Origin of the sequence: Paraburkholderia bengalensis, assembly GCF_037126505.1 — a bacterium.
GTDB lineage: Bacteria > Pseudomonadota > Gammaproteobacteria > Burkholderiales > Burkholderiaceae > Paraburkholderia > Paraburkholderia bengalensis.
Genome location: NZ_JACFYJ010000017.1, coordinates 1 through 25749, shown reverse-complemented (window position 1 = coordinate 25749; position 25749 = coordinate 1). Strand labels below are relative to the sequence as shown.

The 25749-nt window shown below is 60.0% G+C and carries 20 protein-coding genes; 11 read left to right on the top strand and 9 right to left on the bottom strand.

What is annotated here, in order from left to right:
• Positions 1-25 precede the first annotated feature (25 nt).
• The gene (ppsA, locus tag H3V53_RS12950) at positions 26-2464 is read left to right on the top strand and encodes a phosphoenolpyruvate synthase (RefSeq protein ID WP_336598246.1); all 2439 of its coding nucleotides are present in this window, start codon (positions 26-28) and stop codon (positions 2462-2464) included.
• Between the two features lie 9 nt (positions 2465-2473).
• A complete protein-coding gene (locus H3V53_RS12945; protein ID WP_336598245.1) occupies positions 2474-3478 on the top strand; it encodes a 1-phosphofructokinase family hexose kinase in 1005 nt (334 codons plus the stop codon).
• A 304-nt stretch (positions 3479-3782) separates the two neighbouring features.
• Here the strand turns inward: H3V53_RS12945 and mgtA are convergent, their stop codons facing one another.
• The 3 genes from mgtA to H3V53_RS12930 all read right to left on the bottom strand — a co-directional run bounded on the left by mgtA (position 3783) and on the right by H3V53_RS12930 (position 7920).
• Positions 3783-6359: a magnesium-translocating P-type ATPase gene (mgtA, locus tag H3V53_RS12940; protein ID WP_336598244.1), complete on the bottom strand. Its 2577-nt coding sequence runs from the start codon at positions 6357-6359 to the stop codon at positions 3783-3785.
• Positions 6360-6521: 162 nt separating this feature from the next.
• Complete coding sequence (locus H3V53_RS12935; RefSeq protein WP_336598243.1) at positions 6522-6854, bottom strand: hypothetical protein; 333 nt, start codon at positions 6852-6854, stop codon at positions 6522-6524.
• A gap of 196 nt (positions 6855-7050) precedes the next feature.
• Complete coding sequence (locus H3V53_RS12930; protein WP_336598242.1) at positions 7051-7920, bottom strand: LOG family protein; 870 nt, start codon at positions 7918-7920, stop codon at positions 7051-7053.
• Positions 7921-8359: 439 nt separating this feature from the next.
• Between H3V53_RS12930 and H3V53_RS12925 the strand changes: the two genes are divergently transcribed.
• The 4 genes from H3V53_RS12925 (at position 8360) to H3V53_RS12910 (ending at position 12496) form a co-directional block, all read left to right on the top strand.
• Positions 8360-9052, top strand: a complete 693-nt coding sequence (locus H3V53_RS12925; protein WP_336598241.1) for a CBS domain-containing protein — start codon at positions 8360-8362, stop codon at positions 9050-9052.
• A 233-nt stretch (positions 9053-9285) separates the two neighbouring features.
• Positions 9286-9549, top strand: a complete 264-nt coding sequence (locus tag H3V53_RS12920) for a hypothetical protein (protein WP_419539485.1) — start codon at positions 9286-9288, stop codon at positions 9547-9549.
• An 88-nt stretch (positions 9550-9637) separates the two neighbouring features.
• Complete coding sequence (locus H3V53_RS12915) at positions 9638-11128, top strand: PAS domain-containing sensor histidine kinase (RefSeq protein ID WP_336598240.1); 1491 nt, start codon at positions 9638-9640, stop codon at positions 11126-11128.
• A gap of 354 nt (positions 11129-11482) precedes the next feature.
• A complete protein-coding gene (locus tag H3V53_RS12910) occupies positions 11483-12496 on the top strand; it encodes a hypothetical protein (protein ID WP_336598239.1) in 1014 nt (337 codons plus the stop codon).
• Here H3V53_RS12910 and H3V53_RS12905 read toward each other — a convergent pair.
• The 6 genes from H3V53_RS12905 to H3V53_RS12880 form a co-directional block, all read right to left on the bottom strand.
• Positions 12468-13937: an ATP-binding protein gene (locus tag H3V53_RS12905; RefSeq protein ID WP_336598318.1), complete on the bottom strand. Its 1470-nt coding sequence runs from the start codon at positions 13935-13937 to the stop codon at positions 12468-12470. The two genes, H3V53_RS12910 and H3V53_RS12905, sit on opposite strands and share 29 nt — an antisense overlap.
• Complete coding sequence (locus tag H3V53_RS12900; RefSeq protein WP_054924438.1) at positions 13937-14608, bottom strand: response regulator; 672 nt, start codon at positions 14606-14608, stop codon at positions 13937-13939. Before H3V53_RS12900 ends, H3V53_RS12905 begins: the two co-directional genes overlap by 1 nt.
• Before the next feature lie 24 nt (positions 14609-14632).
• Positions 14633-15358, bottom strand: coding sequence for a cytochrome b/b6 domain-containing protein (locus tag H3V53_RS12895; protein ID WP_336598238.1), 726 nt, complete (start codon positions 15356-15358; stop codon positions 14633-14635).
• A complete protein-coding gene (locus H3V53_RS12890; RefSeq protein ID WP_336598237.1) occupies positions 15330-15815 on the bottom strand; it encodes a diheme cytochrome c in 486 nt (161 codons plus the stop codon). Before H3V53_RS12890 ends, H3V53_RS12895 begins: the two co-directional genes overlap by 29 nt.
• A 44-nt stretch (positions 15816-15859) precedes the next feature.
• Positions 15860-16279: a DUF1924 domain-containing protein gene (locus tag H3V53_RS12885; RefSeq protein WP_054924461.1), complete on the bottom strand. Its 420-nt coding sequence runs from the start codon at positions 16277-16279 to the stop codon at positions 15860-15862.
• Between the two features lie 285 nt (positions 16280-16564).
• Entirely contained in the window at positions 16565-17491 is a 927-nt protein-coding gene (locus H3V53_RS12880; RefSeq protein WP_336598236.1) for a LysR family transcriptional regulator, read from the bottom strand.
• Positions 17492-17787: 296 nt separating this feature from the next.
• Between H3V53_RS12880 and mdlC the strand changes: the two genes are divergently transcribed.
• From mdlC to H3V53_RS12855, 5 genes are all read left to right on the top strand, one after another.
• Positions 17788-19401, top strand: coding sequence for a benzoylformate decarboxylase (gene mdlC / locus H3V53_RS12875; protein WP_336598316.1), 1614 nt, complete (start codon positions 17788-17790; stop codon positions 19399-19401).
• 40 nt (positions 19402-19441) lie between these two features.
• Complete coding sequence (locus tag H3V53_RS12870; protein ID WP_336598235.1) at positions 19442-20893, top strand: aldehyde dehydrogenase; 1452 nt, start codon at positions 19442-19444, stop codon at positions 20891-20893.
• Between the two features lie 74 nt (positions 20894-20967).
• Positions 20968-21903, top strand: coding sequence for a ketopantoate reductase family protein (locus H3V53_RS12865; protein ID WP_336598315.1), 936 nt, complete (start codon positions 20968-20970; stop codon positions 21901-21903).
• 186 nt (positions 21904-22089) lie between these two features.
• Positions 22090-23466, top strand: a complete 1377-nt coding sequence (locus H3V53_RS12860; protein ID WP_336598234.1) for an MFS transporter — start codon at positions 22090-22092, stop codon at positions 23464-23466.
• Between the two features lie 291 nt (positions 23467-23757).
• Positions 23758-24903: an alpha-hydroxy-acid oxidizing protein gene (locus H3V53_RS12855; protein ID WP_336598233.1), complete on the top strand. Its 1146-nt coding sequence runs from the start codon at positions 23758-23760 to the stop codon at positions 24901-24903.
• Positions 24904-25749: the final 846 nt, after the last annotated feature.

Genomic DNA, 25749 nt, shown 5'->3' with positions numbered 1-25749 from the left:
GTAGGTCACAAGCGAGGAGGAGCCCATGAGAAGGACTGAAGCGGAGGTCGTCTGGTTCGACGCTTTGCGCCGTTCAGACGTGGCGACCGTGGGCGGCAAAAATGCGTCGCTGGGGGAGATGGTGGGCTGCCTCGCCGTCAAGGGCATAAGTGTTCCGCCTGGCTTTGCGACGACAGCCGATGCGTACTGGCAATTCATCGACGCGAACGGGCTGCGCGAAAGTATCTCGGCGGTGCTCGCGGAATTCCGTGCTAACCGGCGCTCACTCGTCGATACGGGGGAAACGATCCGACGCCGCATTCTTCGGGGAGAATGGCCCGCCAGCACGACGCGCGCTATCTGTGACGCGTATGCAGACCTTGGCCGTCGCGTCGGTGTCGACAATCCGGACGTCGCCGTGCGCTCGAGTGCGACGGCCGAAGACTTGCCCGACGCGAGCTTCGCGGGCCAGCAGGAGACCCTGCTCGCCATTCATGGCGCGGCTGCATTGATGGATGCGTGCCGCCGCTGCTATGCATCGCTATTCACGGATCGCGCGATCAGTTATCGGGAGGCACGAGGCTTCGATCACATGAAAGTTGCGCTCTCGGTCGGCGTGCAACAAATGGTGCGCTCGGACCTTGGTGGGGCGGGCGTGGCATTTTCGATCGATACTGAAACAGGCTTCGACAAGATTGTCCTGATCAGCGCCGCATGGGGGCTCGGCGAGAACGTCGTGCAAGGCGCCGTCGATCCAGACGAATATGAGGTATTCAAACCGCTTTTGCACAACCCGGCGCTTGCGCCGATTGTCGGCAAGAAGCGCGGCAGCAAGCTGAAAAAAATGGTGTACGCAAAAGGCGGCGCGCATCCGACGAAGAACGTGCCGACTTCGAAAGCCGAGCGCGCTGCGTTCGTACTGTCCGACTGCGACGTGCTGACCATTGCACGATGGGCGTGCGAAATCGAATCGCACTACGGGCAACCGATGGACATCGAATGGGCAAAGGACGGACTCACAGGCAGCATCTTCATTGTTCAGGCACGGCCCGAGACCGTCCAGTCACGGCGCGAGGCAACCGCCATCAAGACTTTCCGGCTGGAGTCGGCGGGACGCGAACTCGTTACAGGAGTCAGCGTCGGGCAGGCGATCGCTACCGGGAACGTGTGCGTCATCGACAGTCCTGTCGAGCGGGATCGCTTCATCGAAGGCTCCGTTCTGGTGACAGCGGCAACGGACCCCGACTGGGTGCCCGTGATGCGGCGCGCCGCGGGCATTGTGACGGACCACGGCGGCCGCACGTCGCACGCGGCCATTGTGAGCCGCGAACTCGGCCTGCCGGCCATCGTCGGCACGGGCAACGCCACGCGGGTGTTGCACGACGAGCAGGAAGTGACGGTGTCCTGCGCGCAAGGCGAAGTCGGGCACGTATTCGAAGGCATCGCGCAGTACCGGGTCGAGGAGATCGACTTTTCGGCTATCCCGCGTACCCGCACCCAGGTCATGCTGAATCTCGCCAACCCCGACGCCGCGCTGCGCTGGTGGCGCATGCCGGCGGACGGCATCGGACTGGCGAGGATGGAGTTCGTCATCAGCAATCACATCAAGATTCACCCGATGGCGCTTGCCTGCTTTGACCAGTTGAAGGACGCTGAAGCGGCCCGGACGATCGTCGCGATGACGGAAGGATACCGCGACAAGACGGAATACTTCGTCGACCGGCTCGCCTGCGGACTGGGCCGCATAGCGGCCGTGTGTTATCCGCGGCCCGTGGTGGTTCGGCTAAGCGACTTCAAGACAAACGAGTATGCGCATCTGACAGGAGGCCGGGCGTTCGAGCCGGTCGAGGAAAACCCGATGCTCGGCTTTCGCGGCGCATCGCGCTACTACTCGCCGCGCTATGGTCCCGGCTTTGCACTCGAATGCCGCGCGCTGCGGCGTTTGCGCGTGGAAATGGGCCTCGACAACGTGATTGTCATGGTGCCGTTCTGCCGGACACCGGACGAGGCCGATCGTGTCCTCGACGCGATGGCGGCCAATGGGCTCAGGCGCGGAGCAGACGGATTGCAGGTCTATGTGATGTGCGAAATTCCGTCGAACGTGATTCTGGCCGACGCATTTGCGCAACGATTCGACGGCTTCTCGATCGGCAGCAACGATCTGACGCAACTCACGCTGGGCGTCGACCGCGACTCCGCGGAACTGGCATCGCTGTTCGACGAGCGTAACGAAGCCGTGCGGTGGATGATTCGAGAGGTCATCGAACGGGCACATCGTGCTGGCGCAAAAGTCAGCCTCTGTGGTGAAGCGCCGAGCGCGCATCCCGAGTATGCAGGCTTTCTCGTCGAGTGTGGCATCGACGCCATATCGGTGAGCCCGGACAGTTTTATCGCCGTCAAGCGGCACGTTGCGCAAGCGGAAGCGCGCAATGGTTCGACTGGCGACGGGCCGCGCGGGTCGATGCTTTCTGAAACGGTGCATTAGAGTCCTGCCATGACCGACATTCTCACAGTCACGTTGAATCCCGCCATCGATCTGTCGACGTCCGTCGATCGCATCGTCGATACGCACAAACTGCGATGTGAAGCCGCGCAGCGCGATCCAGGCGGCGGGGGCATTAACGTTGCGCGGGTACTGCATCGCCTCGGCAGCGAATGCGTTGCACTGTTCGTCGCGGGTGGAGCGACGGGCCGCATCTTCAGCGGCTTGCTCAACGGCGAGACACTTCGCACGCACTGTGTCGACATCGAAGGTGAAACGCGAGAGAACTTCTCTGTGATGGAAACGTCGACCCGGCGTGAGTACCGTTTTGTGCTGCCTGGTCCAACGCTCGCGCCCGCGGAGTGGAGTGAATGTCTGCGCAGCGTGTCTGCGAATCTCGGCTCTGCGCGCTTTCTCGTTTTAAGCGGAAGTCTGCCTCCCGGCGCACCGCCGGATGCCTATGCCCAGCTCATCCGTGTTGCCGTTGCTGCGCGCCCGAACATCCGTGTCGCTGTTGACGCATCGGGCCTCACACTTGCGGCAGCCCTCGATTGCGGGCTCGTCGATATCGTCAAGCCGAGTCTGAGCGAACTGAGGGAGTTGACAACACTGCCGCTGAACGACGTGGAAGATCAGATCGATGCGGCACGAATGTTGATCGCGGAACGCAAGGCGAGGATGGTCGCACTCACCCTCGCGGAGAAAGGCGCAGTGCTCGTGACACGTGACGAGACGTGGTTCATGCCTGCGCTGAAAACGGAAGTTCGAAGTGCCATCGGCGCAGGCGACAGCTTCCTCGCCGGGTTGATCTGGGCACTCGACCACGGGGCCGTCGCGAGTGAAGCGCTCGCCTACGCGACCGCGGCTGCCGCCGCGACGATGAAGCAAACGGGTACGCGGCTTTGCGACGCACGCGATGTGGCGCGAGCCTACGCAAAGGGCGAACGTGCTGTACCGGCGCAAGATATCGCACGCTTTCGCATCGTGCATCAGGAACTGATGCCCTCGAAGCAGTGAAGCGCTCTTTTGCGGACGCTTCGATCCTCGCGTAGACCCAGCACGAAGTATCCGCTTCGCGTAAGAACAGGGTAGGCGGCCGCTCGTGAGGCGGCATCGCGCGCATGGACACGACAAATGGCCGCGGTGCACGCGCACAAGCATTGCGTCATGTGATGCCCACGCGGTCCCACGCACGTCCGCTTGCCACTCGTTTTCGCTTCATTGGAATGTGGCGGCGCTGTTCCGTATCTATCTTGATGCTGCATTAACGGCTCGAATCCGCGAGTGGGTTTGAAGAGCGCGTAGGAGCCGATCCATTCCGTCAGCCCAGTCCAAATCGTCGGACAAACCATGTTTTCGTTAAATGGGTCAATGCTGCGTAGCTGAGAAGGATCAGGAGCAGCGCGGGCCAATACGTCCACGGTAATGGTGTGAATCCGAGCATCTTGCCGATGGAGGCGAAAGGCAGGCTGATTCCCGCGACGGCAACTGCGACGCTTGTCGCAATGAGAGCCGAGCTCGCACGACTCTCGACAAAAGGTACTTTGGCCGTGCGAATGATATGGATGATCAGCGTTTGCGTGAGTAGCGATTCGACAAACCAGCCGGTCTGGAACAACGCGGGGTTGTTCCATGCGCCGAATATCTTCAGCATCATGAAGAACGTCGCATAGTCGAACAGCGAACTGACGGGGCCAATCACAAGCATGAACTTCACAATGTTGCCGAGATCCCACCGGCGCGGGACGCTGAGATACTCAGCGTCGACATTATCGGTGGGTATGCTGGTTTGCGAGAAATCGTAAAGCAGGTTGTTGGTAAGGACCTGAATAGGCGCCATAGGCAGAAACGGCAGCATGATGCTCGCGCCAAGCACACTGAACATGTTGCCGAAGTTCGAGCTTGCGCCCATCTTGATGTACTTGGTGATATTGCCGAATACCTTCCGGCCTTCGAGAACCCCATCGCCAAGCACTGCAAGGCTTTTTTCGAGCAGGATGATGTCGGCCGAATCTTTTGCGATGTCGACGGCACTATCCACCGACATACCTACGTCCGATGCCTTGAGGGCGGGCCCGTCGTTGATGCCGTCGCCGAGGAATCCGACGACATGACCCTTGCCATGCAAGGCATCGACGATGGATGCCTTTTGCGAAGGCGAGACTTTGGCGAACACGCACTCCTTTTCGGCCAGCTCCGCGAATTCGGCTGGAGTCAGTGCCTCGAGCTCCTTGCCGAGCACGATCCGGTCCACTTCGATCCCAACGTCGTGACAGATCTTTCGGGTGACTCTGTCGTTGTCGCCCGTCAGGATCTTCACCTGCACGCCACTTGCCTTTAGCGCCGCAAGCGCCGCCGCTGCTGTTTCTTTCGGCGGATCGAGGAATGCGATGAATCCTAGTAAGGTCAATTCCCGTTCGTCTGCCACTGTATATGTGGTCTGGTCAGCGGGCATCTCCTTGTAGGCCACTGCGACGACACGAAAGCCATCCGCGTTGAGCGCATCGGTGATTTCTTTGCTCGCCGTGTAGTGACTTTCGTCGAGCGCACCTGTATGGTCATCGATCGCGTAACGCGTGCTGACCGAAAACATTTCTTCGACGGCACCCTTTGAGATCATGATATGCGCGCCATCGTCCCTCGCGAGGACCACCGACATGCGGCGGCGCTCGAAGTCGAAGGGCATCTCGTCGATCTTGGTGAAGCTTTCGTGGGCCTTGAGCTGCTCATGAAGTTCGACATGTTTTAATACGGCGACGTCGAGCAGGTTTTTCAGTCCCGACTGGTGCGCGCTGTTCAGATAGGCATATTCGAGAACCCGATCCGATTCATTGCCGTGAATATCAAGGTGACGCTTCAGAATGATGCGGTCTTGGGTCAGGGTTCCCGTTTTGTCGGTACATAATACGTCGAGCGCACCGAAGTTCTGAATTGCATTCAAGCGCTTCACGATCACCCGTTTGCGCGACATATCGATCGCACCTTTCGCAAGATTGACGGTGACGATCATCGGCAACATCTCGGGCGTGAGTCCGACGCCCACGGCGACCGCGAAAAGAACGGCCTCGAACCAGTTTCCTTTCGTCAGTCCATTGATCACGAAAACGAGGGGAACCATCACCAGAATGAAACGGATCATCAGCCACGTGAACCGGGTGATGCCCCTGTCGAAGCTGGTTTGCACGCGCTGTGACGCAACCACATCGACGATTGCGCCAAAGCTGGTTGTCTGGCCCGTCGATACCACGACTCCGCAGCCCACGCCGCTGATGATTGCGCTGCCCATGAAGCAGAGATTCGACAGCTCGAATTGCGAGTCGACGGGCACCGCGCTGGCGTGCGCATTCTTTTCGCACGGCATCGATTCACCCGTTAGCGCCGATTGATTGACGAACAGGTCGCGTGCAGAAATCAACCGAAGATCGGCGGGCACCATATCTCCGGCGGATAGCAGCACGACGTCGCCCGGCACGATCTGTTCGATGGGAATATCGACGTGGGTCAGACCATCCTGCCCGGTCGGGCGCACGACGGTCGCCGTGGTGCGCACCATTTTGCGGAGCGCGTCTGCGGCCTTGTTCGATCGATGCTCCTGTACGAAGCTAAGCGACGTGCTAAGAAATACCATTACGCCGATCATGATCGCGGCACGCGGATCGCCGAGAACATACGATGCCGTCGCAAGCACCAGGAGCAGCAGATTGAGGGGATTCAGCGTTCTGTTGACGAGCTCGCCGACGAGCGTGTGATGTGTATCGTGGACGACACGGTTCGGGCCACAGGCGCGGAGGCGGCGTCCGGCTTCGTCGGCGGCGAGCCCGCCTGCTGCACTGTTCAGCCGCGCGAGCGCCTCCTCGGTTGACAGTTGAGCATAGTCTTCCAGGGAGGCGGCATCCATGGACCGCTGATGCACTGCGTCACGGGAAGACCGCCAGAGGCGTTCCAAAAGCGTGGGGAATGGTCGCACGTTGCGTGTATCGGCTGTCTGCATTGCGAGGACGCTTTCGAGTCGTAGACAACCAGAGCCTGGCGCACGCGATCCGACAGCGATTGATTTGTGTCAATCAGAATGAGAAGACGGGCCCTCGCCGACAGGCAATGCAAGGGCGCTTAACGCGGCGCGTCTACGCAGCGACCCGTCGAGCATCAGGTTGTACATATCGGCGACGAAACGTTGGAGTGACGACAGCGAGCCCGTTACGCTGTGATAGCGTTCACGTCCGATCAGGCCATCGAGCACCGCCTGCATGCCTGCGCGGCGTGCGATGGCGAGGATAGTGTCGTCGGAAAGCGCGGAGGCCTGCGACTTTGTCGTGTTTTCACAGGCGGCGTTGCAGGCACGCTCGCAACGGCTTGCAGCACGCGCTTGAACGATGGCGACAGAGGATGACATGATCGTTCTCCCCATAGACAGACGCAGACGCAGTGCACATCGGTCCAGGCCGCGCCTGAAGAGACTCGAAATCCATGATTGCAGTATTGACGGTCGCGAGCGCAACCGCTATCAGCGCAGGATGCACATTGGCCAGGGATGCGGCGTTCAGCTATCGGAATTTTCCTGGCGGGCCATGCAAGGCATTTGCACGAGGTCACACGGTCGCTTCACGCGTGTTGTGCCAATGGACGATCGCCTGCCATACGGCTTCAGCCGTCTCACGGAAAACGAACAAGCGCATGTCGTCCTGCGAAATCACGCCCTCGCTTATCATGAAGTCGAAGTCGATTGCGCGCCTCCAGTAAGACTCTCCGACCAGAACAACAGGCAACGGCTTGATTTTTTGCGTTTGAAGCAGCGTCAAGACCTCAAACAGCTCATCGCACGTGCCGAATCCACCGGGAAAGAACACAGCTGCGCGCGCCCGTTCCAGCAAATGAAGCTTGCGGATGGCGAAGTAATGCAGCCTGAAGCACAGTTCGGGCGTGAGATACGGGTTCGGTGCCTGTTCGCGCGGCAAGGAAATATTCAAGCCGATGCTCGGCGCGCCCGAATCGAATGCTCCCCGATTAGCAGCTTCCATAATCCCCGGCCCGCCGCCCGTCACAACCGCAAGCGATGACAGTGCACCGCTGCATTGTGCTGAACCGGCAATACGGCCCAATTCCCGCGCAATGTCGTAGTAGCGGCTTCGTTCAAGTTCAGATTTCGCCGCTTGCAGTGCGTGATGCGCCCGCCGATCACCGGATGCTTCTTGCAGCACGCGCTGGGCGTCCTCGATTCGCTGACGCGCGACAGACGGCGCGGGGATACGGGTGCTGCCGTACACCACAATCGTGTGGTCGATCGCACGGCGCTGCAGTGCCTCCTCCGTCTTCCAGTAGTCGAGTTGCAACCGGACGCCGCACATCTCAGGGCGTCTGAGGAATGCGAGGTCTTCGTCTGCCTGAAGATAGGTCGGACTTTCGATCAGGCCTTGTACACGTGAGGCGAGTTCAGATGGGTAATCAGGAGCGTCTTTCATATGCTCTGCAACGGATAGCAATGACGCACGCGCACGCGGCGAGTGACGGGTTGTATCAAGACTTCGCCACTGGTGTGCCGGATCGGGATCGCGCGAGCGGCATTTGGATAGTGGCCCAGTGGTAAATGGTGTCGGGTGCATGATGAGCCCACCTTCGAAGCGTCCGCTCTGTTTTGCGGTCCCGGGTATCTATTAAGCACGCTCCGTGCGTGGCGCCATTGATGCGCGTCAACGATCCTGGCGAGACCATCGACATCCATTCAGAACCCGTTTCCCGCCTTCGTGACCGAAATTGCCGAATGTCCGATATCTCACCTCGCTTGATATCGATCAACTACAAGGGGCGGCGCTGGCCGAAGATTGAGTTACGCGTTGACGGTTGTTCGAAGGCTGGACGCAGATGCCTGCCGTTCACGCAACCATCATGGAGGAAGCGAGAATGCGCGCAATTGATGTCATGACCACGTCCGTCACGTTTGCACATCCCGATACGACGGTGCAGGAAGCAGCCAGGACGTTGGCCGACAACCACATTAGCGGCATGCCTGTCGTCGATGAAAAAGGCGAGCTGGTCGGCATGATTACGGAGGGCGATCTGCTGCACCGCGCCGAGATCGGCACAGGGGTGGCGAAGCGCGCCTGGTGGCTGGATTTTCTGGCGTCGACTCGCGAACTGGCGAGCGAATATGTCAGGGAGCATTCCCACAAGGTGAGTGATCTGATGACGACGGGAGTCGTCGTCGTCAGCGAAGATACGCCGGTTGGCGAGATCGCGGAGTTGCTCGAACGCCATCGAATCAAGCGCGTGCCGGTGGTAAAGGACGGAAGGGTTACAGGTGTGGTGAGCCGCGCGAATCTGATCCGCGCACTTGCCAGCATCGTTACCGGGCCAGACGCATCGGCGTCGACGGATGATCAGTCGATCCGGGACGGTGTTGTGGCCGCCCTGAAGAACACGCGTTGGTCGCTGCCGCGCGAAAGTATCCTCGTCAAGGATGGCGTCGTGCATCTTTGGGGTGTCGTCACAAGCGATGAAGAGAGCAACGCTATTCGAGTGGCTGCGGAAAACGTGCCCGGAGTGAAAGAGGTGAACAGCCATATGGAGTATCCGGTGGCGCTCCCGGCGATGTAGACACGAGTGAAGCAAACCCTATCGCGATCGAACACGGTGCGATGGCCACCCCGATTCTTTAGCACTCGCTCATCTTCGATCCGATTGGCCGCTCGCACTCGCTCGGTTCGCCACGCCGCACCAGGGGCGGCGGTCCGCCATTTGATCGAGGCCAACAGCGACGGCCAGGACGGCCGTACATTCGACGTAATGGGAAACAGGTCGTGCATGACCGCGGCCTGCCAGGGGAGCAAATGATGAAGGCATCACCCGTGACAGAAGCACCGGCAGCGACGGCCAATGAGATACGTACCATCATCGGGCCCTTCGAAGACGATGTCGTGATGAAGATCATGCGCCTCAAACCCACCGTCGACGACGTGAGCCGAGCCTATTCATGGCTCAGGTCCGACGAGTATCTGCAACGGCACCTCGCACACAACCTGCCTGCACGGGCCGCTGACGTTTTCGGGATTCTCGCGAATGAATATCCGGAGCTCGGCGACCCTGTGCTGTGAAACGCGTTCTGCAGTACTCGCGTGCAGCCGTACAGTCCTTCCCGGCCAGTCGGATAATCAGACACAGTGTCGATGACGGGAGGCGCATATGAGCAGCGCGAGTGCACGCGGCACGGGCGACGACAAGGCGGGGCCGGAAGACAAGGCTTCCGGGGAACACCGCTATCATCTCGCCATGGATATCGAAGGCGAATTCGCCATTTTCACGCTCGACACGCATGGCCAGGTCGAGACATGGAATGCGGCCGCCGAACGCATCACGGGGTATGAGGCGGGGGAAATCCTCGGCGAGCCGTTTTCGGTACTCTATCCGGGCGCGTCGGCTGGCATGCCCGATCCCTCTGACATTCTGGCCAGAGCCGCAGCGACCGGGCAAGCATGTTATGAGGGATGGTATGCGCGGAAGGACGGGACACGGTTCTGGGCGAGCGTGCTGATCGTCGCACAGAGACGTCAGCAGGGCGATCTGGCTGGCTTTGCAGCCGTCACGAACGATTTCTCGCACAGGCATCTGATCGAAGCAAGACTTCGCAGAAGCGAGCAACGTCTGCAGGCGATGATCGACAGCGTCGAAGACTACGCGATCTTCATGTTAAGTCCGACGGGCGAGGTGACTTCCTGGAATACGGGAGCGCAGCGGATAAAAGGCTATTGTGCCGCCGAAATTATCGGTTGCCATTTTTCCGTCTTCTATCCGCCGGAAGCACGGGCGGCGGGTTTGCCCGAACGCATGCTCGAGACTGCGTCCATGCAGGGTCGCTCCGAAGCCGAAGGATGGCGCATCCGGCGCGATGGCTCGCGTTTCTGGGCGGACGCTATTATCACGCCGATTCGCGATGACAAGGGCGCGCTCCAGGGCTTCACGAAAGTGACACGTGACCTGACGGAGCATAAGCGGCTGGAGCAGCTCGAACACCTGGGCGAACTCGCCGTAGCGACCGAGCGGGCGCGGGAAGAGGAGAAGAAGAGGATCGCCCGCGAACTGCATGACGACCTCGGCCAGCAGTTGACCGCCTTGAAGATGAGCGCCGTCGTCCTGCAGCAGGAGGTCGAAGCCGGTCACTACACCTCGGCGACTGCCGCGAAGGCGCGCGGTTTAGTGGGGCAGGCCGACGACACAATGAGTGCGATCCGGCGCATCGCATCGAATCTGCGCCCCACCATGCTGGACGATCTGGGATTGCTGCCCGCCGTCGAGTGGCTGGCGGATGAGTTCGGCAAACGCTACGGGATCAAGGTGAAGACCCAGCTGTCTGTGGGAGAACTGGATTTCAGCGATACCGCCGCGACCGCCATCTTTCGCATCGTTCAGGAGGCGCTGACCAACGTCGCGCGTCATGCATTTGCGACAGAAGTCGTCGTCGCGATCGAGCTTGAAAGCCAGGAATGCGAAGTGCGCATTGATGACAACGGACGCGGCGCCGCTTCAGCGACCGGTAACAAGCCGGACTCGCTGGGCCTGCTCGGCATTCGCGAGCGCGTCCGGCAACTCAATGGTGACGCGTCGTTCGTGAACAGATCGGATGGTGGATTTCGCGTCCAGATCCGGTTACCGATCGATACTATCGTTCGCCGCTGATAATGGCTCCGTCATAGCCCCGTTGATACAAATCAAACGGGTCACGCCGACTTCCTCCTATCGTAACTTTGCCAGCGGCCGCTTTCGTTTCACCTCCCGGCTGTCTGGTGTTGTTGCTGACATTGGAACCCCGCCGGTTGCATAGCCGGAACCCTCGCAAAGGCGACGCCTGGCGGGTCTTTTTCTTCGTATCACCACCTGGCTGCCCCTGTCTTCTCTCGCTGCTCACTACCGCGCAGGACCCGCCAATCGCGACATGGCGCAAGTAGTGCTGTACCGGCTCAATGTTGCACAGAAGCCGGTTGAGCGCACGGAGGCGGAAGCAGCAAGGACAAACCAACCGGAGAGCGAAAAATGGGCTTGCTCAGCGATTTCCTGCTGCACCGGCGGGCACCGTCGGACCCGGACAGCGAGAGCAGGATCGGCGACGCAGTCGCACGCGTGCTTGCAATGAATCCACGACTGAAAAGCGCGCGTCGCCACGAGGCGCGTCTGGCGCAATCGCTCCATACGGCACTCAGCTACACGGACGATCTTGTCGCATCCTTGCCAGCAGTGCGCGATGCCAATGCACAAGCGTGGTCGTCGGACCCGGTGATGCGGTCACTTTTCGCCACGCCTGGCGATCTGGCCCAAGCATTTAGCCGCTCGGAAGCATTACGCGCGCTGTTCGAGCGCGACGCGGGATTGACCGAGGCATATGCGGTGCTGGGCATGGCAATGATCGAGCGGCACATTTTGGGCGTTGCGCTCGAAGGTGATTCCATCCGTCACGACGTGCCGCAAACCACGCTGTGTTTCAGTGACCATCGCGTCAGAATCTGCAGCGGTTCAGAGGAGGGATTACGTGACGAAATCGGATGCAGACTGATCGATCAGCTGGCGTTGGCTGGTTTCGAAAGCCTTGCGGCAAACCGGCGCGATCTGGCAGATCAGTCGAGAACCCTCATCGACAAACGCATTGCCTTGCTTCAAAGCCAGGGCGCGGGCTTACGTGGCGTAGTCGGTGAACCTGCGGCGACCGCGCCGGATGAGTTGGCTCGCATCCAGACAGAGATCGAGAACAACTCACGTGCGCTTGCGCGACTCAGAGTGCCTGAGCAATCGCTCGAACTCGAACTGGAGTGTGTCTGCAACGTGTTCCAGCATCCTGCCGATCATCTGCACATAAAGAGCAGGCATATTCGGATCGATTCCATGAATGTCGTACAAGCGCCGGCTAGCAAGGCAGGGACAGATATCGAATTTCATTTCGCCCGCATTCCAGGCAAGCGGGCCGCGATTCGGTCGTTCGTGCTGGTCAAGTTTCCTCGCCGGGAACTGTTACCCGGCGGGCTCGTCATCGATGCGGCGATGCAGGCTTTGTGAAATGCAACGTCGCTAACCGCCCGGCCGGGGACTCGCAGTCGAGCTGAATGAAGGACGGCCGCCCGGGGCATGGCGCGTTGATGCAGATCATGTATCGGCAGCATGCCACGTCACCTCGACTGCAAGCCCCCCCGAGACATCTAGAGCGGCGCACATCGACTGTTGCCGCGTGAAGGGCGATGATTCGCTGGACGATCGACCAACCAAGACCACTGCCGCTTTCGCCGGTACCCGGAACACGAAAGAAGCGCTCACCCAATCGCCGACGATCCGTATCGGCGAGGCCAGGACCGCTGTCCTCAACCAGCAGAAGCGTTTTGCCGTCATCTGTCGCCGTTCTGATGAACACGGACGCGCCAGGCGGGCTGTAACGGATGGCATTCTCCACGAGGTTGCGAATCAAAGCCGCGAGCAATATTTCGTTGCCGATGACGTGGCAGGGCGTTGCACCGTCGAGTTCTAGCGACTGCCGTTTCGCGATCGCTGTCGGCGCAAGTTCCGCGGCCACCCGTTGCGCAAGTGCGCTCAGATTGACCCGCTTGAATTCGAGGGTGGCGCCGGAATCTAGTCTTGAAAGCACCAGCAACTGGCTAACGAGACGCGTCGCACGGTCACAACCTTCGATGGTGGCGCGTAGCGCGTGCTGACGGAGGCGATCGTCCGTTTCTGCCAACGCGACCTGAGCCTGCGACCTGATTGCCGCGATAGGTGTGCGCAACTCGTGCGCGGCATCGGCAGTGAACCGGCGTTCTGCGTCCCATACCGTCTGGATACGCTCGAATAGCTGGTTGAGCGCTTCGAGCACCGGGGACATTTCGGCAGGCGTTTGCGTCATCATGACGGGAGCCAGATCATCCGGCCCACGCTGGGCAATGCTGCGCCCCAGCTTCTTGAGCGGCATCACGCCTTGTCGCACTGCCCACCAGGTGGCAAGTCCAAGAAGGGGCAGCGCGGCCAACATGGGCCACAATGTTCCGCGCAATACCGCTAGCAGTATGTCCGTGCGCGAATCGATACGCTCACCGACATAAATGCGTGTATCCCTTCCCGTTCCGTGCACGGCGAACACGCGCCACGCATCACCATTAAGTTGCACCGTCGCGAAACCCTGTCCGAACTCGCCATTGACGGAAATCATCGGTTCAGCCGGTGCATTGGCCGAACGCACGACTGTCTTTCCTTCGTGAAAAATCTGGAAAGCAACCTTCGGTGCATAGGGATGCGGAACGCGCGCATCGACCTCGCCATCGTCGTCGTCAATCGATTGTGTCTGCTGGACCACAAGCAGTGCAGCTGCCTGCGCGAGGTGACTGTCGAGCAGTTCGTCGAGTTCCCGGCGGGCGTCACGCCAGATGAACAGCGCAGTGATCAGCCATACGACGACCACGCCGCCAATGACCAGCACCAGCAAACGTCCCTGCAATGAGCGAGGCAGGATCATCACGGAGCGGAACCCTCTCGCATCAGGACGTAGCCGACGCCACGAACTGTTCTGATCAGGTCGCCGCCGAGTTTGGCGCGCAGGCGATGGATGTGCACTTCAACTGCGTTGCTCTCCACTTCTTGACCCCAGCCGTACATGGCCTGCTCCAACTGTTCGCGCGACATGACTCGGTCCGCGTTGAGCATCAGTACGTACAGAAGGTCGTACTCGCGGGTGGAGACGGTGATGCGTTCTCCGTTCCGGTAGACAAGTCTCGCAGCGGGTTCGAGCGTGACGTCCCGCACCTCCAGCCTTTCCTGCGGCTGACCGTGCGCGCGACGCACGAGCGCTCGCAGGCGCGCGGCGAGTTCCAGAAGATCGATGGGCTTGACGACGTAGTCGTCGGCACCGATGTCGAGTCCCCGGACACGATCGAGAACCGTATCGCGTGCAGTCAGCACAAGCACGGGCACGGTCACGCCCGCGTGACGCACCGACGACAGGACGTCGATGCCATCCTTGAGCGGCAGCCCGAGATCGAGAACGGCGGCCGCGTAGGACCGTGTACGCAGTTCGGTCTCGGCAGCCTGGCCGTCGCGAACCCAGTCGACCTGAAACCCTGCTTGCCGAAGCCCCGCGCGAATTCCATCGCCAAGCAACGGATCGTCTTCGACGAGAAGGATACGCATGATGTCCTTAACATTTGAAGGTCGTCACTCTGCATCTTCGCTGGCGGTCTGGTGCGCAGTTGCTGCGGCATTGGGCGTCATCGGCGCGGGTGCGACTTGCCACTGCCACCACCAGAACATCAGCACACTGGCGAGCACAATCGCCGCTACCGTTCGCCATGCGCGTTTGATGCCTTCTTCCGGTTGGCCGAACTTGTATCCACTCAGCATCGCGCCAACCAGATTCTCCCGATGAAGCCAGCTGCTCACGACGACGCCGGCCACATGTACGCCAACCAGCCCAAGCATGATGCTGGCCAACGCCTCGTGCACTTCACCCAGCCAGTTTCCTCCGACATCGTTGAAGATCGCCCAACCGGTGACGGTCACTGCGCATGCCAAAGCCAACATGGCGACGATGACGGCGGCGCCTGCCGGGTTGTGTCCAACATGGCGTTGCGGATGGCCGCGCAATATCCCAACAAGATATCGCCCCACGTACGAAGGGCCGCGAACGAAGCTGGAAAAGCGGGCGTACTTCGTCCCGATCAGCCCCCATGCAAGTCGAAATATCACGAGACCACCCGCCGTGTAGCCTAGCGCGACATGCACGAGCCGCCAATGCTCGCTTTCCGCGGTCAGCCATGCGCCCGCAAAGCAGGCCGCGAACAGCCAGTGGAAGAGCCGTACGGGAGCGTCCCAAACCAGAATACGACGTTGGGTCGTATCGCGGGTGCTCTTGTTATTGCGGTATGCGGATGAAGTGTTCATTGAAGTTTCCTTGTTCTGCACGGGTATGGCAGGCCGCGCAATTCGACGCGCTTCTGATCATCGGACGCTTCCATGTGTCGGCAGGCACTTCTGCGTGCTCTTGCCGGAACCAGCGAGAGCGGGTGATGCGATCTTCGGGCGGAGCAGCGCGCGCGGCCGCTTCTCCCGCCGAAGTTTCGGAGAGCCACGCCGAAATCTGCCTGACGGAGTCGGCATCGAGTGACGCATCGGTGCCGAAATGGTGTTGCAGGTTACCCACAATGCGCTGCCATGACGCGGCAGGGAGCATGTCCCGCGGGTAGGCGATATGGCAGGTCGCGCATTCCTGCCGATACTTTGCGAGCACGTCGACCCGGCTGGGCGTCCCTTCTGATTCGGCCGCGGCGATCGGGGGCATCAAGGTAGCGATAACAGCGGCGACGCAAACGAGATGACGGGGCACGAGCGTGAACTGCATGGGAGTCGCTCCGGGGACGGACTTTCGATAGTGGAGGGAGCCGGCTACGGCTTGAGCGTCAGAAGCCACGCAATCAGATCCGCTTTCTCCGCTGCACTGCACTCGCGTCCGACAACGTCGTTGCAGTTGCGGCGGAACCATTTCTCAACCTTCGAGGCGTCGGTAAAGCGGTCCGGGTTGAACGCCGGAGCCAAAGGTGCGATTGACTTGCCGGTGACGACATGCCTCCCCGTCTGCGTGGGTACCGCGCCGTGGCACGAAGCGCAACGCCACTCATGGCCGTGTGAGGAATTGAAGAACTGTTGCCCGCGCGACGGGGCGGGCTCAGTATTGCCAGACTGCGTGCGGTAAGTGCCGAGAAGTTCTGATGGCGTCGCCGCATTGGCTGTCGCCATTGAGATCACGGCGAAGACCAGCACGAGCACCCCGTACCCGGCCGGCAGCGAATGAAATGATTTGCTCACGAAAATCTCCGTTGGTTGCAGATCATCTTGGGCAACCTTCCTTACCGGAGTCTTAACGCTTAACTCTCTCGATGTGCTCGCGTTGCGGTTGCTGTAACAGGGAATCGGGCCGGCCTATGGCTTGCGATGACTGTTCCTTTCGGATCGCACTGGAAACAGATGCGCTACACGCCCGGCGAGCGCATGCTGGTGAGCGCGCAGCCCCGATCGTGCCGCGCATGGATGAACTCGCCGGAAGATGGCGGCGCTTCGACGAGAATGCCGAACCAGCCGAGCAGATAGGGCTTATCGCGTGGTCTGCAATGCCATGCCGCGCTCGGTCAAGCTTCTGAGTTCGTCGAGTAGACGCGCGGCTGGCCGTGGCAGTATCCCATTGCGGCGCTTAAACGCTGTCAGTGTTCTGGCCGCGCTAATTCCCGGAATTGGCAGAGTCCCCATGATCCCTGCCTTGCTTTCAGCGTCGTACATTGGTTCGGGCATCCAGCTCAGAAACGAGCATTCGGCTACCAGACTTTTAAGCACTGTCACCGACCGCGTCCGGACAGCAATTTCCGGCATGTCGAGGTTGCGGGAGAGGAACGTCTCTCGCATGTGTTCATAAGGGGCTGTACCTTTGGGAGGGATGGCCCATCGCGCGGTCAACGTGTCGGCAAGAGTGAGCTTAGGTTTCTTGCGCAATGGATGGCCGAAAGCCGCTACCACAAAGCTGTTGTCCTCCCATCGGCAGTCAGGCACGGCCACGATCTCGTCGCTGTCATTGATAGCCGTACTTAGAGCGAGGTCGATCTCGTAATTGATGAGCCCCTCGGCGAGGCGGTCCCACACGCCTTCAATTATTTCGACGTGCAAGTTGCCCCATTTCCCTAGGACACGATCGACGGCCAAAGGAAGGAAGTGGGCAGCAAGACTGCCTACTGCTCCCACCTTGATCGTTCCTTTGGCGAGTCCGCGCATCGCGTCGATTTCTTCGCGCGCATTTTCTGCCTCGCGCAATAGAAGCTGAGCATGCGGCAGCAACGCAGCGCCAATGTCCGTCAACTGCATGCCTTTCACGTGCCGCTCAAAGAGCGACGCGCCAACATCTTCCTCCAGGCGCTTGATCGTTCGACTTAGTGCTGGCTGAGTCACATTGAGCAATGCTGCGGCCCTTCCGAGACTACCGGACGACACGATGGCCGTAAAAGCATGCAATTGATGGAGGTTGTAGGTCATGAGTTCGCGCAGGTCAATTCGATGCCGGCAAGCGTCAGACCGCGGAACGCGCCAGGACGCATCTCGGGGTGTTCCCTGAGGACACTGGCCTGCAGCATCGGCCATCAACGCAAGGTGGACCTTTAAAAACTCTTCATAAACAGACACGTACCTAAAAATATGAGAATTTCCACCAGTTCCAGACCTTAACCTGAAGGTAAATGGTTTCGCGCAAAAAAGCAATATTCAAGCATGCCTCCAAATTCCATACTCGTTTTACCGAAGAGCAGACGCTCTTGAACGAAAAAGGAATTGCAATGACAGGCAGCGACAAACAAGGCGAGGGAAGCAGTCCGTCGACACGAGCCACCGTCAGGGACGTCGTCATCGAGCTTGTGCGCGAACTGGGAATGACGTCGATCTTTGCTAACCCTGGATCGACGGAGCTTCCGATGTTTCGGGACTTCCCTGCCGACTTCCGATACGTCCTGGGCTTACAAGAAGCGGCAGTCGTCGGGATGGCCGATGGCTATGCGCAAGCGACCGGAAACGCAGCCTTGGTGAACCTCCATTCCGCGGCCGGCGTCGGCAACGCGATGGGCAACATCTTCACGGCATTCAAGAATCAGACGCCGCTTGTTATTACGGCGGGTCAACAAGCCCGTTCGATCTTGCCCTTCGACCCGTTCCTCTCCGCCGCACAGGCAGTCGAGTTGCCCAAGCCATACGTGAAGTGGGCGATTGAGCCCGCGCGTGCGCAAGACGTGCCGCGTGCACTCGAGCGCGCGTATCACATTGCAATGCAGGAGCCACGCGGGCCTGTCTTCGTTTCGATTCCCGTGGATGACTGGGACCAGCCTGCGGAGTTTCATGAGCGCGCGACTGTCAGCCATTCGGTCCGTCCTGACCCGGAGGCATTGGCGAAACTCGGCGCAGCGCTGGACGCATCGAGAACGCCTGCTCTCGTCGTGGGTGCGGGTGTCGACCGGGCTGGCGCATGGAAGGAAGTTGTTCAACTGGCCGAGAGACATCACGCACGCGTGTTTGTCGCGCCGATGAGCGCTCGTTGTTCGTTCCCCGAGGACCACCGACTCTTCGCGGGATTCCTACCTGCGATGCGTGAAAAGATCGTCTCGCTGCTCGATGGGCACGACGTTATCGCAGTCCTTGGCGCGCCTGCTTTTTCTTACCACGTCGAAGGTACAGGCCCGCACGTGCCTCCCGGCACGGCCCTTTATCAACTCATCGACGACCCCAATGTCGCGGCGTGGACGCCTGCGGGGACTGCCGTGGTCGGTAATGTCCGCCTCGGCGTGCTTGACCTGCTGGCGCGGGCAGCACCTGGCGCTCGCCCTTTGCCTGAGCCTCGGCCCAGGCCACCCCGTGCTGAGGCGTCGCCCGTGATGTCGGTCGCCTTCGCGCTGCAGACCCTGGCTGAGCTTCGCGACCCGAACGACGTTGTCGTTGAAGAGGCACCGAGTTCTCGCCCGGTCATGCAACGGTATCTGCCATTCACAAGGAGCAGTACGTTTTTCACGATGGCTAGCGGCGGTTTGGGCTACGGCATGCCTGCAGCGGTCGGCGTTGCGCTCGCTCTTCCCAGCAGCAGAGTGATTGGACTGATCGGCGACGGCTCGAGCATGTACTCCATCCAGGCGATCTATAGCGCCGTGCAGATGCGTCTGCCCATCACGTTTGTGATTTTGAACAACCAGCGCTACGCCGCGCTTCAAGAGTTTGCGCCGGTGTTTGGCTTCGCTTCCGACGACCCGGTTCAGGGTACCGATCTTCCGGGTCTGGATTTCGTGTCGCTTGCCCAAGGCATGGGTTGCAAAGGTCTCCGTGTCACGGACGCCGCGGAGCTTGCTGAGAAGTTGAAGCAAGCCCTCGAGGCGGGCGAGCCGCGTCTTGTAGAGGTCGTGGTTGCCTGACGGACCTCGTTCGAAAAAAGAGAAACATACGGCGGAGACTATGAAGACAATTTTGATGCTCATCAACGGAGCGCATGTCGGCGCGAGTAATGGCGCGACATTCCAACGCTCTAACCCCTTGGATCAGGACGTCGCAAGCGTGGCCCCTGCGTGTACGCTTGACGATGTTCGTGACGCAGTGGAGTCAGCTGCTGTCGCGTTTTCTCACTGGTCTCAGTTGGGCCCGACGCGGCGTCGTTCCTATCTCCTTGGCGCGGCGCAAGCGCTCGAAGCAAAGGCGGATGCGTTTGCTTCCGCGATGGCGGCCGAAACGGGCGCTTCGCGCATCTGGGCTGACTTCAACGTGCGATTGGCCGCAGACGGCCTGCGGGAGGCAGCGTCACTGACCACGCACATTTCAGGCGAAGTCATTCCGTCCGACGTACCCGGCAGCCTGGCCATGGCGGTTCGGCAACCGGCAGGCGTATGCCTCGGGATTGCGCCGTGGAATGCGCCTGTCATCCTTGGAGTCCGTGCAGTTGCCCTTCCACTCGCTTGCGGTAACACGGTTGTACTGAAGGGTTCGGAAATCTGCCCGGCGACGCACGCACTCATTGCGGAAGCCTTCATGGATGCAGGGTTGCCCGCAGGCGTCGTCAACTTCGTGACCAACGCGCCCGCTGACGCAGGTCCGGTTGTCGAGGCGCTGATTTCGCATCCGGCTATCCGACGTGTCAATTTCACGGGCTCAACAAAGGTCGGGAAAATCATTGCAGAAAGCTGCGCACGGCATCTCAAACCGTCCGTTCTTGAATTAGGCGGAAAGGCCCCGCTGATCGTGCTCGAGGACGCCGACATCGCGGCAGCCGTCGATGGTGCAGCTTTTGGTGCCTTCGCCAATTCAGGACAAATCTGCATGTCCACCGAGCGCATCATCGTTGATCGGGCAATCGCCGACGAGTTTGTCCTTCAACTTGGTGAAAAGGCTAAAGCGCTGCCGCTCGGCGACCCGCGAAAGGGGCCGGTCGTCCTGGGCTCCGTTGTCGATATGGCGACGGTACAGCGATGCAACGCTTTGATTGATGACGCCCTGCTCAAAGGCGCAACCCTGGTCTGCGGAGGAAGAGCAGACAGCACGCTTATGCCTGCAACGCTCGTCGATAACGTCCGGCCGAACATGCGGATCTACAACGAAGAAACGTTTGGCCCTGTCAAGGCAATCGTGCGCGTTGACGGCGAAGAAGAAGCGATCCGATGCGCTAACGATAACGAATACGGTCTTGCTGCGGCCGTGTTCAGTCGCGACGTCGCGCGCGCGATGCGGGTAGCTAGCCGCATCCAGTCCGGGATTTGCCACGTCAACGGGCCGACCGTCCACGACGAAGCACAGATGCCCTTTGGAGGCGTCAAGGGTAGTGGCTTTGGCCACTTTGGTGGACACGCAGGCATTGCCGCGTTCACCGACCTGCGCTGGATCACTGTGCAAACGTCCCCGCGACACTATCCGTTTTGAGTTGCGCCCCGTCACTCTCGTCAACGCATTCGACAACTCAAGGTAAGACCGCAGCCACGGTCGACATGTCAATTATGGAAATTGCCGTACTCGGTGCAGGAGCGATGGGGTCGTTGTTCGGCGGTCGCCTCGCGGAAGCCGGTCACTCAGTGACGCTGGTCGACATCAATCAACCGCATTTAGAAGCGATTCGTGCGAACGGCCTTTGCGTAGAGACAGATGGCAATACTCGCGCCATCAAGAACATCGCCGCAGTACGACCTGGAGCGACGGACAAAACGCCTGAGTTGCTGTTGGTTTTCACGAAGTCGATGCACACCCGCGTGGCCTTGTCCGGCATTGAGCATCTGCTCGGCGAGACAACCGCCGTGCTCACGCTGCAAAACGGACTGGGAAACGTTGAGGCGATTCGCGACTTCGTGCCACTTTCCAATGTACTCGTTGGCGTCACAACGTGGCCAGCGGACCTCGTCGGGCCTGGCTCGGTGAGTAGTCACGGCGAAGGGAAAATTCAGATGATGAGTGCCGACGGCGAACGCACTTCCAAAGTTGGCGCCGTCGCCGAAGCCCTCCATTCTGCTGGACTGAATTGTCAGGTCGACGACAACGTCTGGGCAGCTATCTGGGAAAAAGTGGCTTTCAACGCCGCTCTCAACAGCATCTGTGCAGTCACTGGAACCACGGTGGACCAGATTGGACTGCTGGAGGACAGTAAGAGCCTGGCACTGACCGTTGCCGCCGAGGTCATCTCAGTGGCGAATGCCAGCGGAATTGCCGCGGATCTGAGCGTGTGCTCGGCAAGCATCGTTCATGCGATTGAGCAGCACCGCGGTCACAAGCCGTCGATGCTGCAAGACGTTCTAGCCGGGCGGAAGACAGAGATCGAAGGCATCAACGGCGCAGTCGTCGATGTGGCCCGCAGTCTCAGCGTGTCTGTTCCGCACACCGAGACATTGGCCAAACTCGTCAGGCTTATTGACGCGCGAAACGCATCAGCCGTTACGCAGTAGATAGCCGCGGACAACGACACAAACAACAAACGTCCGCGTTCATGCATCAAAAGACGCGTCGGTCAGCCACGGCGCAGCGTACCCAGGAGACACCGTCATGAAGATTTATTTTGCTATACCGCCGCGCGACGTCGCAGACCCTGTTGCAATCGACAGACCATCCAAAGCGTGCGCGGAGGCCGTGTAATGAATTCGCAGACCTTCAGCACTTCAAAGACTGCCGACATCGGCAGTCTTCTCGACGACGGACCATTTACGCTCATTCAGAAGTTGATCGTTTGCCTGGCCGCGATGTCGATCGTCATGGATGGCTTCGATGGCCAACTCATCGGTTACGCCATTCCCACGATCATCAAAGAATGGGGCATAACACGCAACGCGTTCGCGCCGGCCGTAGCGGCGGGTCTGGTTGGCATGGGCGTCGGGAGCGCTTGCGCTGGCCTGTTTGCCGACAGATTTGGGCGGCGCTGGGCGCTCATCGGTAGCGTCGTGGTGTTCGGCGCCGCAACCTGTGCCATCGGACTTGCCCAAAACATAACGATGATTGCCGCGCTTCGGTTTATCGCGGGCTTGGGCATCGGCGGAGCGCTTCCGAGTGCCACGACGATGACGGCAGAGTTCACGCCTGCACGTCGCCGCACGCTCGCCGTCACATCGACCATCGTTTGCGTGCCGCTCGGAGGCATGCTTGCTGGATTCTTCGCCGGTGCAGTTTTGCCGACCTTCGGTTGGCGTGGCTTGTTCTTCATCGGTGGCACGATCCCCTTGGCACTTGGCATTCTGCTGTTTTTCGTGTTTCCGGAGTCTCCCCGCTTTCTTGCTCGCAAAGAGCAGCGCTGGACCGAGTTGCACGCGCTCCTCTCGAAAATGTCGCGGCCGGTTAGTGCACAGACGATTTTCATTGACGCCGCCGAGCAAAGGCTCGAGCAACGCGACGGCTTCGGGTCACTTTTTGAGCCGGGTCAGCGACGCAACACCATTGCTATCTGGGGTGCGTTTTTCATGTGTCTGCTGGCAGTCTATGCCGCCTTTAGCTGGCTACCTACCATGCTCGCATCGGAAGGGCTTCCTGTGGCAATTGCGGGTTCGGGCCTGACCGCATACAACCTGGGCGGCGTCTTCGGCGCACTCATCTGCGCCTTGGCCATCACGCGTTTTGGTTCGCGTTGGCCGCTCCTGGTGTGCTGCGCGGGAGGATGTGCGAGCGCCTTTTTCCTACGAGGCGTTGACGTGTCAACTCACACGAGCCTCCTTGTTATCGGTCTGGGCGTCCACGGTCTCTTTGTCAACGCAGTTCAGTCGACGATGTACGCCTTGTGTGCGTATGTTTATCCGACCCGCGTGAGAGCAACCGGCCTCGCTTCGGGGCTCGCGTTTGGACGACTAGGTGCCATTCTTAGCGCATTCGCTGGCGCCATCGTCATCACCGTAGGCGGAGCGACCCTTTATCTCGCGATGCTCGGAGTCGCAATGCTGTTGGTACTGATTTCGCTGTCGGCAGTCAAAAACCATATCCCGGCGCTGCGTCAGAAGCAGCTGGTCACTCAAGTCGTCACTGAGTAACGCGGCAACAGCGACTGGGATGGGCGGCGCTTTCTCGCTCCGCCTACCAGTCGCAATCGCCGCAGCGTTAAGACGGCGCGGTCTGTCGCAACAGGCACCACGTGACCGGCTGCGATTTTGTTCCGGATTGGCTTGTGCATCACGAACTGATTCTGGCAATAAATCGATGTGTTGCTGCCGGTCAAACTGCGGCTGGTCTTCGTCTGAGGTTGGCGCTCGACGGTCACGTGAGGAGCGGTAAGAAACTGCTTTCTTTCCCCGCTTTCCATTTCAATCACGCAAGACGCAATCATGACAAGAGCATTTCCCGGGATCTTCTCCGTCGGTGACTATCGTTCCGAGGCTCGGCGCCGGTTACCAAGGATGGTATTCGACTATCTGGAAGGCGGGGCTGACGACGAGTCCGGCCTGAGGCACAATCGCGCGGCCTTTGACAGGTGGGAATTGCGCCCCCGGCGCCTTATCGATGTGAGCACGCGTGTGCAGTCTACCGAGCTTCTGGGAAGACAAATCTGCTCGCCGCTCGTTATCGCGCCGACCGGTCTCAATAGTGCATTCTGGCCCAACGGAGATCTTTCGCTTGCACGCGCTGCGAGCAAGGCTGGCATTCCGTTCGCACTCTCTACCGCGTCGAATATGTCCATCGAAGAGGTATCGAGGGGCGCGGACGGAGACTTGTGGTTCCAGTTATACGTGGTACACCGGAATCTGGCGAAGAGCCTGGTCAGCCGAGCGCGTGCGGCAAACTATTCGACGTTGATCCTGACCACGGACGTTGCAGTGAATGGGTTCCGGCAGCGTGATCTGCGAAACGGGTTCGCCATGCCATTCAAAGTCACTCCACGAGGCGCTCTCGATGGCATTTCACATCCCCGTTGGCTCTGGTCCTATCTAACGAATGGTATGCCGCAGTTGAAGAACTTCGCGACCGATGACGCGTCCGATACCGCCTCGCAGGCTGCCGTGCTGCGGCGGGAAATGGACGCGAGCTTCGGCTGGGACGACCTCCGCCGCTTGCGCGACGACTGGCCCGGGAAGCTGCTTGTCAAGGGCATAATGACGGCTGAGGATGCCGAACGATGCGTGGAAATCGGCGCCGACGGTGTCATCGTCTCCAATCATGGAGGACGACAGCTTGCGGATCTTGCTGCACCGATCGACGCATTGCCGAGCATTTCCGATGCGACTCCGACCACGGATCTCATTCTGGACAGTGGCATTCGAAGAGGAGCCGATGTGGTAAAGGCGGTCGCATTGGGTGCGACGGCCGTCATGCTCGGACGCGCCACCTTGTATGGGCTCTCCGCGAAAGGTGAGGCCGGTGTGTCTGATGTCATCGCAATGATCAAGGAGGATATCGACCGGACCCTCGCCCTGATCGGGTACAGTTCGATAATGGAGGTCGATCGGAGTTGCGTCGCTCGGCGGCCTGTGTAGCGGAGGAAGCCGCCTGCACATTGACGCGATATTTTGCGCGCGGGAGCGTGCGGTACTGTGCATGACGGCGGCTGTTCCAGCAGGCGGATTGGCATAAATAACTTCACCGTTGCCTGGCAAAGCGAGATTCCGCGGGAGGCCATTCCGGGTCCTCGCGCTGCAACTTTCCTGCGACGAATGCTGGACCGTCCCGTCTCCGTCACGGGCGGCGGGAACGATCGAAAACCCCGGCCGCCCCTAAGGCGTGTAGCGCCTGGTAAGGGCGATAGCGCGGAGGGCGGGTAGGCGGAACCCGCACCGTGTTCAAATGGCAGAGCGCATGACTGGCCCCTATGGGGACGGGATATAGACTCGAGTCGTCGTCGCGTGCACGAAAATGCCGGTTGCGCCGAACGCCGACTTACTTCGACCAGAACATATGTCATCCAGATGTGGACCGTCACGAATACCTGTATCCCCACGCTGGCGTACTACTTCAAACGATGAGTTGCGAACATGTTTAGGCATGCTAAAAGATGGCGGGCTACAAGAACGGCCTCGAGCTCAGGCAATCTGGGGCTTTGTCGCGCCTCGCGGCGTTCGGCTCGCGTCAGCGCGAGCCGTTGACCCTTTTTGAGTGATCGCCGATCTCGCGCCCCGTCCCGAAAAATCGTGTTTCCACGCGAGCATTCGCCCTCAGTGTTGCGCCGAACCGGGCGTGCGAAAGGGCGATTGAAAACACAAGGTGGCCGATTACCTTGACCCGCCCTCTTGCGTTCCATGCCGGTCATCGCGCGGTCGATCGCTTCGTCGAAGTCCGCCATATCGACGGCCTGCTTGTCCGCCTCGGCAGCATGCAGTGCCGCC